We start from the raw sequence: 14,632 nt of genomic DNA on the forward strand, positions 1-14,632 counted from the left end.
TACCTCAGGTAGTATGACAAGGAGGCTTATATTTATGATAGAGATTCCCCTTAGACGAAACTGTCCTACCCCTCTTTATCGCCAACTGGCGGATCACCTCGAAAGGATGATTCACCTAGGGGCCCTTTCGCCTGGAGAGAGACTTCCAGGCAGTCGGTCTTTCGCTCAAAGCCTGGGCGTCAGCAGGATGACCGTCGTCGAGGCCTATAGAGCTCTTGAGGAGAGGTCTGTAGTCGTCCAGAGAGGTAGAAGCGGTGCCTTTGTCTCCGGCGATTTCGATATCTCTCAGGATGTCCACGACGTCGCCTCTCCTCTTTGGTCTATGGATGGCGAATCCCCCTCTTCCTATCTGGTGCCGGTGGCGGAGCTTTCTCGCATAGCGAGGGACGTCCTCTCCAGGGAGGGAGCGGAGGCCTTAAGGGACAGTTCTTTAGCGGGGCTAGAGGGACTTCGCCACAGTCTGGTGCTCCACAGTGCGTCGAGAGGTATACCGGGGGACTGGCGGGACGTGATAGTTACATCTGGAGGAAGGCAAGGTCTCGTCGTGTCTTTTGCTTTTCTGAGAGGAATAGGGGTTTCCTCCATCCTGATGGACAGGTTAAACTACCCTGCTGCGTGGAGCCTTGCCCAGGCGGAGGGATTGAAGGTAGTTCCCTTCGACGATCACGACCATCTTCTGGCTCTCATGGAAAGTTCTCTGGAGGATAGTGCGGTTTACCTGGTTCCCAGCTTCGCTAACCCCACCGGCATGACCATAGATCTTACCGAGAGGGAGGCGATTCTAGACCTGTCCCATAAAAAAGGGCTGTGGATAGTGGAGGACGACGCCTACGGAGAGCTTCGGTACGGACAGACAAGCGTTCCCGCTATGAGGTCGATGGACGATGGTGAGAGACTGATATACCTGGGATCCTTCAGCCAGGCTCTGTTTCCCGGAATGAGACTGGGATATTCTATGGTTCCCTCTAAAGCGAGGGAGTCTTTTTTGTCCTCTCTAGGCCAAAGAGGGGGCCCGGCGTCCTCTTTGGTCCAGTGCATAGCCCGGAGATTCATATCCTCCGGGGGGTTAGAACTGGCCCTGGAGAGGGTTCGGTTGGAGATGGCCTGTAGGATGAAAAAGCTTTCCTCCGAGTTAAGCAAAAAAGGCCTACCTTGGCGTTATTTAATGCCTCAGGGAGGCATATACCTTTGGCTGTCCACCCCTGGGCTGGAGGGAGAGCAGGTGGCCGAGGTGGCCCTTAGAGATGGACTTTCACTCTCCCCTGGAAGGTCGTTTTCCATAGATGGATCTCCTGTCGAGGCGGTGAGGCTATCGGTTTCGGACATCGACTGTACTTCCATACCTCCAGCTGTAGAGTCGCTGTATCGCTCTTTGAGACGCTATTTATCCTGTTCAGGAGGAAAATAGCGGTGGATGTTTTTCTTCCAAAGCCATAGAGCTGTCGCAGCGGTGGCCGATCCTCCAAGAAGCCCTAGGACTATATAGTCTATCCTTCCTCGTCCCAGCAGATACCCTCCCATCCCCGCCAGGGCGTAGCCGTAAAGCACCAAAGTCGTTATCGATAGCCACATGACGACCATTCTCATAGATATCGCTCCTCTCCGTTTTGTCCGTAAATGATACCATAGGGTGGAAGGGGTTATGTTAACCGATAGGTTTTTTAAGTTGACGAATATCTACTGGGTATGTTAACCTACCAGGTGTTTGTTATCCTGCGAGGGGGAGTGGTTGACCATGAAGTCCGAGGATTTGCTTGAGCTTCTTAACCTGGATCTTGACGATCTGTTGGCTAGGGCCTATGAAGTGAGGTGCCAAAGAGGGGCGGTAGTTGAGCTGTGTTCCATCGTCAACGCCAAGTCAGGCTGTTGTAGCGAGGATTGCGTCTTCTGTGCCCAATCAGGTCGATGGGGATATTCGGGGCCTAAGGCGATGATAACTAAAGACCAGGCGTTGAGTGTCGGTTACCGCTGTCTGGAGTCGGGGATTTCCAGGTTATCGCTGGTGACCAGCGGAAGGTCCCTCTCCGATAGGGAAGTCGATTTTTTTTGCTCCATCTACGAGTCTCTATCCGAAATAGGGATAGGGCTCTGCGGGTCCCATGGCTTACTCTCCGAACCTCAGATGAGACGGCTCGCCACCTCTGGGTTATCCCGATATCACTGCAATCTGGAGACCGGTCCGAGGTTTTTCCCTCAAATATGCGCTACTCACGGCTTTATGGACAAGATCGAGACCTTGAAGGTCGCCAGAGGCTGCGGTTTAGAGCTATGCTCTGGAGGGCTTTGGGGGTTAGGTGAGGGTGACCTGGACAGGGCGGAGATGGTTCTGGCGTTAAGGGAGCTCAAGGTCGAATCGGTCCCTATAAACTGCCTTATCCCTGTCGGAGGAACCCCTATGGAAGGAGCTTCTCCTCCTAGGGTCGATACCGTTCTTCGGTGGGGTGCTGTCGCCCAGATAGCCCTGCCCTGGGCCACGATCCGTTACGCAGGAGGAAGATCGTGTCTGGGAGAGCAGGTTAGCAGAGGCCTTAAAGGAGGGATAGGGGGCCTCCTTACTGGGGACTATTTGACGACGTCTGGTAGCGATGTGAGCAAGGATGTGGGACTCATAAGGTCCCTAGGCCTTAAATTGTCCAATTTTTAACGGGCTGATGGTCTTGCCTAACTTAGTGGCCCTGATCGCCTTGGCTAAGTTGGTCAGCCTATCCCTCGAGGACTACGAGAACGACGGAACCCTTAAGTCCAGATAAAGATACGGAGCGCGAAGGGATATTACGTTCGCGCTCCAAGGCGAGATTGTATATCTCTTCTGTTCATGGTACTATTAAGACAATTGTACAATTCGTCTTTTTACGGGGGGAGATCAACCATGAGAGATTCGAGGATATACACTACTTCGGCAGATTACGCCTATCAGGAACTCAGGCACAAGATCATAACGAAACAGCTCAAACCCGGTCAGAGGTTGCCGGAGGTAAACGTGGCGGTCCAGATGGGGGTGAGCAGAACCCCGGTCAGAGAGGCCCTCAGAAGGCTGTCCAGCGAGGGTCTGGTGATAATAATACCTAACAGCGGGGCCCGCTTGGCGTCCCCTAGCGCCAAGGAGATGGAGGATACGTTTATAGTCAGGGAGATGCTTGAATGCCTCTCGGTGTCCGCTGCGGCGGAAAAGGTGCAGGATAAACATCTTCGCCGGATGGAGGAATACATTCTCGACGAGGTCAGGGCGGTGGAGGATAAGAACCTGGAGTTCTATCTGGAGGCTTACGAGGGGTTTCATCGGACCGTCGCTGAGGCCAGCAGCAACCGCATTCTGAGCGACTACATAGAGAATATCCTGGCCAGAACCAACGCCTATGTGGTTTTCTTCGATCCCTTTTACGAGCAGGACGAAAACCCCACCATAGGCGAGCATAAGGCCATAATCGGAGCCCTGGAGAAGAGGGACTCCTCTCTGGCTGTGGACCTTATGAGGTCTCATCTTCGGCGATCGGTTTCCTGCCTAAAGCTTTCCGACGAAGCCTAATACCCTAAAGCCTCGGTCTGTGAGAAAATAGGCCTTCTTCTGGGGATAAATATGGTGTGACATATTTTCTGAGACGAAAAGCTCAAGCATTGGAGGATATTAAATGACCAAGAGAACCCTTCCCACATTGGACCTTAAAAGAGGTTACGCCAGAATAAAGGACGAAATCGACGTAGCTGTAAAAGAGGTCTTTGAGAGCCAGTATTTCATAATGGGACCTACTCTGTCCGCTTTTGAGTCGGACGTAGAGCGCTATCTGGAGGTCCCGAGGGCTATAGGATGTGCCTCCGGCAGCGATGCCCTTCTCCTGGCCCTGATGGCCCTCGACCTCAAGCCTGGAGATGAGGTTATAACCACCCCTTACTCCTTTTTCGCCACCGTCAGCTGCATAACAAGGCTTGGAGCGACCCCTGTTTTTGCCGATATAGACGGGGATAGCTATAACGTAACCGCCGAGTCGGTACTTTCGAAGGTGACCGAGAGGACGAAGGCCTTTATTCCCGTACACCTTTTCGGACAGATGGTCCATCTTGAGAAAATGAGATCCGAGCTGGAGGGCAAAGGTATCGCCATAATAGAGGATTGCGCTCAGTCCTTCGGCTCCTGGAGGGAGATCGACGGTGCTCCCGTCCGCTCCGGTTCCTACGGTGTCATGGGCTGTTTCTCCTTCTTCCCGACGAAAAACCTGGGATGCTGTGGAGACGGTGGAATGGTGGTATCCAGAGATCAGGCCCTGGCCGACAGGCTGGCCAAGCTCAGGGTCCACGGTGCAGGGACGACCTACTATCACGATGAGGTCGGTCTCAATAGCCGTCTTGACGCTATTCAGGCCGCTATCCTCAGGGTTAAGCTTCGCCACCTGGATCGCTGGAATGAGGAGCGCAGGGCCGCGGCGGACAGATATAAGCTCCTGTTCGCGGAGAACGATCTTCTGGACTTGGTCACCCCTCCTTCGGAGGATGAGGGTAACTACCACATCTATCACCAGTACGTCCCCAGGGTTCAGGGCGACAGAGATGGTCTGGTGGATTTTTTAGGAAAAGAGGGTATCACCTCTCGGGTCTACTACCCTGTGCCTCTTCACCTTCAGAGATGTTTCTCCTTCCTCGGTTACGGAGAGGGCGATTGTCCTGTCTCGGAGAAGCTCAGTAGGCAGTCCATAGCTCTTCCTATATTCCCTGAGCTCGAGGCGGACGAACAGGAATGGGTGGTTTCCACGATAGCCAGGTTCTACGGCAAAAATTAGTAAAAATACCGGTGTATTTTAGTCTGTTTTGAGGTAGTATATAGGGACAAAAAGACATTGGAGGTGAGGGAATGTTTCCCTTCTTTTTCGATCCAACGATGATGTTCCTGATACCCGCTTTGATTCTGGCTTTCTGGGCCCAGTCGAGGGTTAAGTCGACTTTTGCCCAGTACAGCCAGGTAGGTTCCCGAAAGGGGGTCTCCGGCTCCGACGTGGCCCAGGCTCTTTTAGGTCGTTTTGGGCTATCCGATGTCCCTGTCAGGGCCATCTCTGGAAGCCTTACGGACCACTACGACCCGAGAGACAGAAGCCTTAGCCTGTCCGAGTCGGTCTACGGAAGCACCAGTATCGCCGCCATCGGAGTAGCGGCTCACGAGGTTGGCCACGCTATGCAGCATCAGGAGGGCTATATGCCTCTCCAGATCAGAAACGCCATAGTTCCGGTGGTGAACATAGGTTCTACGGCGGCTTTCCCTCTGTTTTTCATCGGTCTGCTTTTCAAAGGCCAGATGCTCATGAACCTGGGTATAGTCCTCTTTCTGGGAGTCCTGGTGTTCCATGTGGTGACCTTGCCTGTAGAGCTTGACGCCAGCTCGAGGGCCCTGAGGGTTCTGGAGGGAACCGGTATGTTGGCTTCCGACGAGATAGTCGGTGCGAGGAAGGTCCTCAACGCTGCGGCCTGGACCTACGTCTCTGCGACGGTGATGGCGGCAGCTCAGTTGATAAGGCTTTTGGCCCTTAGAAACATGGTCGGTGGCGACGACTAAAGGGTATCTCTAGAAGCTCTAATCCTCGGAGAGATCGTTCCGACGTAGCCCATTTGAGCCCGTATACTCGACCTGCCGTCGTGTAGAACGAATGGGGCGACAGGATGTCGCCCCAAGCCGAGGGGGCACAGGACGTGCCCTCCGAGGCGGTTCGTACGAAACAGGCAGGTCGAGTATATGATTGGGCGAAACAGGGCGTAGGCGGGACGATCTCTCCGAGGGGACTCGAAGGTGACTTTCTAGAGGTTCTCTAAGGCCGAAAGGAAAGCCTTTTCATCCGGTACAGGCTATACTAAGATAGGGTGGCCCTCCTCAGGAGAGGCCACCTTTTACGTGTATTAAGAGAGGAGAACTCGGTATGCCTATACTGTTGCTTCTGTTGCTTCTTTTTTTCGTTCCCTGGATAGGCTTGGTGTTTTTTTTAGTCTTAGGGATATTCCTTCTGGCCCTGATACCCCTTGGTTTTGCCGCAGGGCCACTTTTATCGGTCCTCGCCAGACCGTCGCGGATCACGTCGCTTTTTTTCGACTCTAGGATAAAAAAAGTCCACGCTCTGGAGCATGGGACCTGCCACGTCCTCGCCAGAAGAGGTTATGTCGCTTCACCTGGGGAAGCGGACAGATACGGTTTCTCCCTCCGGTGCGGTTGCGATCCGTCGACGGTTCTGGAGTCGTCTAGGGAGGCTTTAGAGCTCCTGAAGTCGGGGCACAGGGAACTGGCGGTATTCCCCAGGTGTGGGGCTACCCTTGTAGCGACGAACCTGTGTATTTCGGTCATTTTCCTCGGAGCCCTGGCTCTTTCCGGCCACCTTGGGCTTTTTTCCCTGTCTTTAGGGCTTTTGTTGAGCTACGTCTCAGGTCCTATCCTCCTGCCCTTTGTCCAGCGGTGGCTGACCACCGACAGCGACGTCGAATCCCTGTCTATCTCAGGGGTAGAACTTAAATCTGGAGTAAGGCAGGTTGGGGGATTTTCGGTTATCATGTCTGACATGGTATATGTGTCCGTTCAGGAAGAACGTGGCGTTATAGAGGCGGAGGTAATTTAATGGTTTTTGAGAAAAAAGAAAAAAGCGGGCGGCCTTCCAGGCCACCTCGAGGGGGTACCAGGCCCCTTAGGGGCATAGAGGCGGCTCTGGAGGTGTGGCAGGACGTCAGAAAAGGGGCTTTTGCCAGCGAAAGCCTGAGGCGGGTGTCGGAGAAAGTCTCCAACAGAGATCGTCCTTTGACGGCTACCTTGGTTTACTCCCTGGTTCGGAGAGAATCCCTATGGCGTGAGATCGTAGGCCGTTTTTTAAAGACCGGCACCGGTGTCCCCCCTGCGGTTAAAGACGCCCTCATGATAGGTGCCGCCGGAGCCCTCGAGCTTAGGACCTTTGAGCCTAAGGTCCTGGTAAACGCGCTGGTAGAGTGGACTAAAGTGAGGGACGAAAGAGGGGCTAAGGTGGTAAACGCCGTGCTTCGCCGCATAGTAGAGGGAGGCGGGGAGATCCTCTCGGAGATCGAAAACAGCCACGCCTTCGCCGATGTGGCTATGAGGACAGGAACCCCTCTGTGGGTCGCTAGAGCCTGGGAAAATTGTTTTGGAAGGGAGGAAGGCAGGGCGCTGGTGGAGCTACAGTCACAGCCGGTATCCCTCTCTTTGAGGCTCTCTCCTGAGGTGGATAGAGATGGGCTTATCGAGAGACTTCTCGAAAGTGGATATAGCGCTGACCCTTCCCCTGTATCCGCTGGGGCGATACGTCTTCACCGAACCGCCCTCCCGACCGCCCTGCCTGGATTCGAATCGGGAGAGATAACCCCACAGAGCGAGTCGTCTATGGCCTTTTTGGAGAACCTGAGAGGCTCCGCTGTCGGCCCTTTCCTCGATATGTGTGCGGGGCGAGGGGTCAAGACAGGGCAGCTGGCCCAGATGTACCCCGATTCGGATGTAGAGGCCTGGGATCTCTCCGGTCCCAGGATAGGAGCCGCTAAAAAAGAGATGGTCAGACTCGGTATAGGCGAGAGGATATGCTTTGCCGTAGGCGACGCCCTGAATCTATCCCCTTCGGTAAAACCTCGTACCGTTATACTTGACGCCCCTTGTTCAGGAAGCGGGACATGGAGACGGCATCCTGAAGCCAAGTGGAGGTTCACCCAGGAGGATCTAGTCGAATACAGCGGAACCCAGGTTCGGTTGCTGAAAAGGGCTGTAGACCTTGCCGGTCCTGGAGGGACGGTGCTCTACGGTACCTGTAGCCTTTTCCGGGAGGAAAACGAGCAGGTTGTAGCAAGGGTTATGTCCGACCGTCCTGGCCTATTGGAGCTCGATCCTCCTTCCTCTATCTCCTCGATCTCCAGGAAGGGCAGACCTTGGGGACATTACCTCTGGCCCGACTCTCCCTGGTCCGATGGGTTCTACATGGCCCTTCTCGCCGTCAAGGACGAAGGAGGTGTTGGGCGGTGAAAAAAGTCGTTCGTCTAAGCTTGATCCTCGTCTTGCTGGCTATCCTTGGATCGGCTGGAATGGTTTTTTACTCGGTTTTTCTAGGTGGCGAGTCGGTGACCGTACCTCCTATGGTGGGGACCTCCGTCCTGGATGCCGTCTCCCAGGCGGAACGTATGGGGCTTAGGGTCAGGGTGGATCAGGAGGACTCTTTGGAGACCAGAGGCACCGTCATAGCCCAATGGCCTCAGGCGGGGGTAAAAATCCGTACCGAGAAGATCCTCATCCTTAAGGTCAGCAAAGGAGGGTACAGAAAGGCATTGCCCGACCTTCGGGGCTTGGAGTTCTCCATGGCGACTTCCAAGCTAGGCCAGATGGACTTCGTCTTAGGGGACGTAATAAGGGTGCAGAACCAAAAGCCCGCTGGAATGGTCATAGCCCAAAATCCCGCCGCTCCCGTCATGTTGAGCAGGTCGAGGCCCGTCAGTCTGCTGGTCAGCCTTGGGCCTGAAAGGGATCAAAGAGGGCACATAACCGTCCCGGATGTGCTAGGCAAAGACGAGGAGTCCGCCCGTAAGCTGGTTGCGGAAAGCGGTCTCTCCGTCTCGGTGGAGTACGTATACACTCAGGCATCGCCTCCGGGAATGGCTATTTCCATGGTTCCCAGGGCGGGCAATAAGGTCAATCCCGGATCCGCGGTGACCGTTAAGGTGTCCACTATGAAGCAGACAGGAAGCGCTCCTGCGGCATCTCAGCCGGTCAGAGATCCCGCCCCTACCGTGGTTTTGCCCGGATCCGCCGCCGATCCAGGACCTCAGACCGCCCCTGTTTCCCCTGAACCGATCCAGCAGTCCACCGGTGGGGCCAGGGTCGTAGTGGTCAATCCTGGAACGGCTTCGCCTCCCGGGGTTTCGAATCAGGAGACATCCGTCGATTCGCCGGTTTTAGCTTCTCAGGATCAGCCTAGTTCCACGCCGGAGCTAGCTCCGGTTCCGGCAAAGCCCGTCGCTCCAGGAAAGACCGCCAAGGTAAGGTATCAGGTCCCACCTATTACCAAACCCCTGGCTTTGAAGATCGAGATAATAGACAAAGCCGGAGCCAGAGTCCTGGTCAACAAAGAGGTCTCCGGAGGAGAGTACGTATCACTGGACGCTCCCTATAACGGGGAGGCGGCGGTGACTATATACCTTGGAGGAGAGTTTGTATGGCAAGACAGATATCGCTAGATCGAAAAGAGCTTTTAATCGCCCCATCCCTTCTTTCCGCCGATCCGCTGGAGATGGCCACCAGTATAGCTTCCTTAAAGGGACAGCACGATTGGCTCCACGTGGATGTTATGGACGGACATTTTGTCCCTAACCTATCCTACGGGCCCGCTTTGGTGAAGGCCCTCAGAAAGAGGTATCCCCAGGAGATCCTCGATGTCCACCTCATGGTCGAGCCACCGGAGGCCTTTATAGAGTCCTTTTTGGACTCGGACCCCGATTTTCTGACCGTTCACGTAGAGGCCACCGCCCACCTTCACAGGGTTCTCGGCAGGATCAGGGAAAGAGGGGTAAGGCCCGGAGTCGTCCTTAATCCTGGAACTCCGGTGGAGTCGCTCTTTCCGGTGCTCCACATGGTGGATGTGGTCCTGGTGATGTCGGTAAACCCCGGATTTGGGGGACAATCCTTCCTGCGGGAGGTTATGTCAAAAGTCACCGATCTATGTCGATTCAGGGCAGTTCATAACCTCTCCTTCCTGGTGGAGGTCGACGGCGGATTGGGGCCCTCCAACGTCCTTGAGGTAGCCCAAGGCGGTGCTGACGTAGTGGTTATGGGAAGTGCCGTCTTCGGCACCGAGGATCCTGGGAAAACCCTGGAAGAAATTCGAAAAAAAATTGCGGGGGATAGTTAATAATGAAGTATTCGATAGACGACATTGACGTGACGACCTCTGAAAGATACGGCCTTGAAGGAGAGGTTTCCCTTCAGTCCCTCGGTGCCATAATCAGGGAGGAAAGAGAGGCTAAGGGGCTTACGGTGGACTATATGGCCGACAAGACCAAAATCCGCCAGGCATATCTGGAAAGCATAGAGTTAGGCACGATGGAGGGCTTCCACGGAAACGTCTACAAAAGGGGCTTCGTAAAGTGCTATCTTGAGTCCCTGAACATGATGGATCTGTGGCCCTACTACGACGGTATACTCAAAGACAGCGCCTCTAAAGTCGACCCTGACCCCTCTACGCCCCCCCCTCTAGGGGATTTTACCCCTCCTACGAAGGGTTTCAGAAAGGGATCCAGAAAGACGGTCTTTGTCCTTCTACTGTCGGTAATCGCCGCATCTGGATGGTACATATGGTCCAACAAAGACGTCCTTAAAGGGGAGGTCGAGAGGATCCAGGAAGAACAGATGGAGATAGCTCAAAAGTTAAAGGAGCAAAAAGCCAAAGAGGAGGAGGAAAGGTTGGCCGCCGAGGCCCTCCGTCTGGCAGCCTCGGAGGACCAGGATGTAGCGATGGCGGTGCCTCAACTGGCTGATCTTCCAGCCTCCGGAGACAACGGTAAACCTGTGCTGGTGATAGCCGCCGCTAAAGACTCGTGGATAAGGATAACCAAAGAGGGAGAGAGAATCTTCGGCGGAACCCTGAAGGCCGGTCAGGAAGCCAAGGTCGAGGCCGACGGCCGTATCCACGTTATATACGGCAGGCCGGAGACCTTGAAGGTACAGTGGAACGGCAGCAATATAGACCCCTCTACCGAGGGTCCTGGCCCTGTCCATTTCCTGTATACATCGAAGGGAGACTATTCCGCCATATCCCCTCAGGATGCGGAAGCCCTCTGGGCCCAGGCTCCTCTGCCTGAAGAGGCTATAGAGGAACCTCCGGTAGAGGAGGAAAAGGCAGGCCCATCGGTTATGGTCATAAAGGCGGTAAAAGGTGATTGTTGGTTAAAGGCCACCTCCGGGAACAAGACCCACTATGCGGGAACCCTGAAAAGAGGCAACGAGGCATCTATGGAGCTCTCGGAGCCGATTCACGTGGTTTTCGGAAACCCTTCTGCCATATCGGTGACCGTGGACGGCAAGGAAGTCGGCTATTCAGGAACCCCAGGCCAGGTCGCTAGGACAATCTACGGTGTCGATGGGTCCGTAAAGGCCGCTCCTAGATAATGAACAACCTTCACATCATAACTCTGGGATGTCCTAAAAACTCCGTCGACAGCGAGGCCTTAGCGGGATGGCTCGACCCCTCCCGCTGGAGGCTGGTCCAGGACGTCCAACAGGCGGACGTGGTGTTGGTCAACACCTGCGGGTTTATTCAGCCTGCGGTGGAGGAAAGCATCGACGTGATTTTGGATCTGGAGAGGATGAAGGAACAGGGGGCGATAAGGTCCATCGCTGTGGTCGGGTGTATGGTAAACCGATACGGAGAGGATCTCAAAAAAGAGTTTCCCTCGGTGGATTACTGGGCTGAGGCGGAAAAATGGCAGGCCCTGGCCCAGGCTATGGATCTCGGCTCCCGATCCTCGGGAAGGAAGCTTCTCTCCTCCTCTCCCTGGACAAGGTATCTTAAGGTGGGAGAGGGATGCAACACCCGGTGTTCCTTCTGTACGATACCGTCGATAAGAGGACCACTGAAAAGCAGATCGCCGGAGGATCTGGTCCAAGAGGCGGTTGCTATGGTAGAGGAGGGGGCCAAGGAACTCTGTTTGGTCGGCCAGGACCTTACGGTCTATGGACTGGATCTAAAGGGAAAGCCCTCTTTGCCTCTGCTTCTGGATATGCTCGAGGATGCGTTGCCCGAGGACCTCTGGATTAGGCTTTTCTATCTCCATCCCTCCAGAGTGGACAGAGCTCTGTTGGAGAGGGTTCTGGGAAGCCCCAGGATAGTTCCCTGGTTGGACGTGCCTGTCCAACACGTGGACGACCGGATACTCAGGGCGATGAACAGGCCTCCTGTGGAGGCTCACATAAGGGAGCTGTTCAAAATCGGCAGAGAGATGTATCCCGATTTCGCCTTCAGGACCACCTTGATGGTCGGTTTCCCCGGAGAGACCGAGGAGAGCTTTCAATCTTTGCTTGATTTCGTCGAGGACGTCCGGTTTGACCGATTGGGGGCCTTCACCTACTGCGCCGAAGAGGGCACCCCTGCCGCCCTTATGGAGGATCAGGTTCCTCAGGAGATAAAAGACGGCAGGTACGCCGAGCTGATGGAGCTTCAGCAGGAGATATCCCTCTCAAGGCAGAGGAGCTTTGTCGGCAAGGTTATGGACGTTCTGGTCGAGGACGTAGACGAAGAGGACGGCACCAGATGGGGGCGGTCTTTCCGGGATGCTCCCGAGATAGACGGCCTTGTGGCGATCTCCGATGCTGAAGGTGTAACCCCAGGACAGATAGTGAAGGTGTCCATATCGGACGCCTCGGAGTACGATCTCTTTGGGGAGATCCTTCGATGACCGTAGGCGATCGGGGAGGTTTGAAAATATCGGTAGCGACGCTGATGGGGTTGGGAAAAGTGTCCTCTATGCCCGGGACCTTGGTTTCCGCTGTGGCCTGCTTTGCCATGCTGCCCTTTTGCTCTACCTTAACCCTGGTTGTCGCTATCGCACTGACCTTCCCCTTAGGGGTATGGGCCTGTGATGGTAAGCCCGATGGGGCGGTGATAGACCACGTCACAGGGGTCTGGGTCGCTATGATAGGCCACGTCACCCCTATCTCTTTAGGTCTTGCGGTCCCCTCTCTGTTTTTGTTCAGGGTCTTCGGCCTGATAAAACCCTTCCCCGTCTCTATTGCGGGAAAACTCCCTGGAGGGCTGGGGATCATGGCCGACGACGTGGCGGCGGGAATAGTGGCGAACGTCATCCTATGGGGCATCAGGTGGATGTTTATGGGACAGACCCCATCGTTTATGTCGGTTATATAGCGATGGATAACTCTAAGGCAGATCTGGTTTTCCTCATAAAGAGGGCCTTTGACCTTAAAGGCTTAACCTTGGCTCTGGCGGAGTCCTGCACCGGAGGGCTTATAGGAGGGGCGATAACCGAGATCCCCGGCAGCTCGTCCTTCTTTCTCGGAACCGCTGGGACCTACTCAAACCAGGCCAAGATCTCCGTTCTTTCGGTTCCTGAATCGGTTATAGATCGACACGGAGCTGTTAGCCGAGAATGCGCTGAGGCTATGGCGAAGGGGGCTCTTGAGCTTTTCGGCGCCGATATGGCCCTTTCGGTTACGGGCATAGCTGGCCCTGATGGAGGGTCCGACGAAAAACCTGTCGGGTTGGTCTGGTTTGGTCTGGCTGTGAAAGACGTAGAGGTGAAGGCTTTTCATCACCTGTTTTCGGGAGGAAGAAAGGACGTAAGGGACGGTACGGTCAAGAAGGCTCTTATGTCTATTTTTCAGGAGATCAGCGAATCGGGAGGCTAAAGATATGGCAGCAGCAAAAAAGAAAGCTATGACCAGAGACGATATTCTGGGTTTGGCCATCGACGACATAAGGAGCAAGTTCGGCGACGGATCGATCATGCGACTGGGGGAGGGGTCTATGACAGCGGTGGAGGTTATCCCCACGGGGATCCTGCCCTTAGACGTCGCCCTGGGTATCGGTGGATTTCCGAGAGGTCGAATAGTTGAGGTCTTTGGCCCGGAGGGATCGGGAAAGACGACTTTGGCCCTTCACGCCCTAGCGGAGGCCCAGAAGGCCGGCGGTGTCGCCGCCTTTATCGACGCCGAGCACGCACTGGACCCCAGGCTTGCCCACTCTCTAGGGGTAAACGTATCGGAGCTCTATATATCTCAGCCCGACAGCGGGGAACAGGCCCTCTATATCCTGGAGACCTTGGTCAGAAGCGGTGCGGTGGATATAGTTGTAGTGGACTCGGTGGCCGCTCTTACCCCTCAGGCGGAGATCGACGGTAAGATTGGCGATACCCAGGTAGGACTCCAGGCCAGACTTATGTCCTATGGACTTAGACGGCTCACCTCCGCTATCTCCAAGAGCAACTGTGTGGTTATCTTCATAAACCAGCTGAGGGCGACGATCTCCACAGGGTACAGCAGAGGCCCATCGGAGACCACCACCGGTGGACGAGCACTGAAGTTCTACACCTCCGTGAGGGTAGAGGTAAAAAGAGGCAAATCCCTCACCAAAGGGGACGATACCATCGGTCACGAGCTGTGGATAAAGGTGGTTAAAAACAAACAGGCCCCTCCCTTCAGAACCGCCCACGCTACGCTGGTGTACGGTAAAGGCATCCCCCGACTTATGTCCACCGTCGATATGGCTATCGATGCTGGAGTCATAAAGAAAAAAGGCTCCTGGCTGGCCTACAAAGGTGAGACTTTAGGCCAAGGCAAGGATAAAGTCGCCACCTATCTGGAGGAACACCCGGATCTTCACGACGAGATCGTTAAAGCTGTTCTCGACGAGGCCGCCAAGGGATTGGGCTTCGTTCTGGGAGAGGACGAGGATCAGGTTGAAAAAGACGATCTTCCAAACGTCATAGACGTGGACGAAGAGATTATGGATCTAGCTATAGACGACGATGATAGCGTGGATAACGCCGATGTTGAGGAGAAAGCCCAGGACGAGGATTTTTAGCTCAAAAAAGTGCTTGACCGAAACAGGTAGCCTGTGGTATTATTCCTCCTGCGCCGCTGAGAGCGGTGGCCGCAAGGCCGCTGTAACGGAGG

At 54.8% G+C, this 14,632-nt stretch carries 15 protein-coding genes; 14 read left to right on the forward strand and 1 reads right to left on the reverse strand.

The genetic code is table 11. From position 1 onward, the window contains the following. The first annotated feature begins 34 nt into the window (after positions 1-34). The gene (locus B9Y55_RS07000; RefSeq protein ID WP_159448271.1) at positions 35-1,408 is read left to right on the forward strand and encodes an aminotransferase-like domain-containing protein; all 1,374 of its coding nucleotides are present in this window, start codon (positions 35-37) and stop codon (positions 1,406-1,408) included. On the opposite strand, the gene B9Y55_RS07005 is transcribed toward B9Y55_RS07000, so the two are convergent. Continuing rightward, positions 1,381-1,587, reverse strand: a complete 207-nt coding sequence (locus B9Y55_RS07005; protein ID WP_085544649.1) for a hypothetical protein — start codon at positions 1,585-1,587, stop codon at positions 1,381-1,383. The genes B9Y55_RS07000 and B9Y55_RS07005 overlap by 28 nt on opposite strands. Before the next feature lie 148 nt (positions 1,588-1,735). On the opposite strand from B9Y55_RS07005, the gene bioB reads away from it, so the two are divergent. The 13 genes from bioB (at position 1,736) to recA (ending at position 14,540) form a co-directional block, all read left to right on the forward strand. Further along, positions 1,736-2,644, forward strand: coding sequence for a biotin synthase BioB (gene bioB, locus B9Y55_RS07010; protein ID WP_085544650.1), 909 nt, complete (start codon positions 1,736-1,738; stop codon positions 2,642-2,644). A gap of 225 nt (positions 2,645-2,869) precedes the next feature. After that, the gene (locus tag B9Y55_RS07015; protein ID WP_085544651.1) at positions 2,870-3,526 is read left to right on the forward strand and encodes a GntR family transcriptional regulator; all 657 of its coding nucleotides are present in this window, start codon (positions 2,870-2,872) and stop codon (positions 3,524-3,526) included. Between the two features lie 103 nt (positions 3,527-3,629). Beyond that, complete coding sequence (locus B9Y55_RS07020) at positions 3,630-4,772, forward strand: DegT/DnrJ/EryC1/StrS family aminotransferase (RefSeq protein WP_085544652.1); 1,143 nt, start codon at positions 3,630-3,632, stop codon at positions 4,770-4,772. A gap of 71 nt (positions 4,773-4,843) precedes the next feature. Continuing rightward, positions 4,844-5,539, forward strand: a complete 696-nt coding sequence (locus B9Y55_RS07025) for a zinc metallopeptidase (RefSeq protein ID WP_085544653.1) — start codon at positions 4,844-4,846, stop codon at positions 5,537-5,539. 358 nt (positions 5,540-5,897) lie between these two features. Then, positions 5,898-6,584, forward strand: a complete 687-nt coding sequence (locus B9Y55_RS07030; RefSeq protein ID WP_085544654.1) for a DUF6391 domain-containing protein — start codon at positions 5,898-5,900, stop codon at positions 6,582-6,584. Continuing rightward, entirely contained in the window at positions 6,584-7,981 is a 1,398-nt protein-coding gene (locus tag B9Y55_RS07035) for an RsmB/NOP family class I SAM-dependent RNA methyltransferase (protein ID WP_085544655.1), read from the forward strand. The genes B9Y55_RS07030 and B9Y55_RS07035 overlap by 1 nt, the downstream gene beginning before the upstream one ends. Then, complete coding sequence (locus B9Y55_RS07040) at positions 7,978-9,186, forward strand: PASTA domain-containing protein (RefSeq protein WP_085544656.1); 1,209 nt, start codon at positions 7,978-7,980, stop codon at positions 9,184-9,186. Before B9Y55_RS07035 ends, B9Y55_RS07040 begins: the two co-directional genes overlap by 4 nt. Beyond that, positions 9,165-9,857: a ribulose-phosphate 3-epimerase gene (gene rpe / locus B9Y55_RS07045; RefSeq protein WP_085544657.1), complete on the forward strand. Its 693-nt coding sequence runs from the start codon at positions 9,165-9,167 to the stop codon at positions 9,855-9,857. The genes B9Y55_RS07040 and rpe overlap by 22 nt, the downstream gene beginning before the upstream one ends. Positions 9,858-9,859: 2 nt before the next feature. Beyond that, entirely contained in the window at positions 9,860-11,113 is a 1,254-nt protein-coding gene (locus B9Y55_RS07050) for a helix-turn-helix domain-containing protein (protein ID WP_085544658.1), read from the forward strand. After that, positions 11,113-12,399, forward strand: coding sequence for a 30S ribosomal protein S12 methylthiotransferase RimO (gene rimO / locus B9Y55_RS07055; RefSeq protein ID WP_085544659.1), 1,287 nt, complete (start codon positions 11,113-11,115; stop codon positions 12,397-12,399). Before B9Y55_RS07050 ends, rimO begins: the two co-directional genes overlap by 1 nt. Then, positions 12,396-12,866: a phosphatidylglycerophosphatase A family protein gene (locus B9Y55_RS07060; RefSeq protein ID WP_085544660.1), complete on the forward strand. Its 471-nt coding sequence runs from the start codon at positions 12,396-12,398 to the stop codon at positions 12,864-12,866. The genes rimO and B9Y55_RS07060 overlap by 4 nt, the downstream gene beginning before the upstream one ends. A 2-nt stretch (positions 12,867-12,868) precedes the next feature. Beyond that, positions 12,869-13,366 carry a CinA family protein gene (locus B9Y55_RS07065; protein ID WP_085544661.1) on the forward strand — a complete coding sequence of 166 codons (498 nt, stop codon included), beginning with the start codon at positions 12,869-12,871 and terminating at the stop codon, positions 13,364-13,366. Between the two features lie 4 nt (positions 13,367-13,370). After that, the gene (gene recA, locus B9Y55_RS07070) at positions 13,371-14,540 is read left to right on the forward strand and encodes a recombinase RecA (RefSeq protein ID WP_085544662.1); all 1,170 of its coding nucleotides are present in this window, start codon (positions 13,371-13,373) and stop codon (positions 14,538-14,540) included. The last annotated feature ends 92 nt before the right edge of the window (positions 14,541-14,632 follow it).

It is taken from the genome of Dethiosulfovibrio salsuginis (genome assembly GCF_900177735.1).
Taxonomy (GTDB): domain Bacteria; phylum Synergistota; class Synergistia; order Synergistales; family Dethiosulfovibrionaceae; genus Dethiosulfovibrio; species Dethiosulfovibrio salsuginis.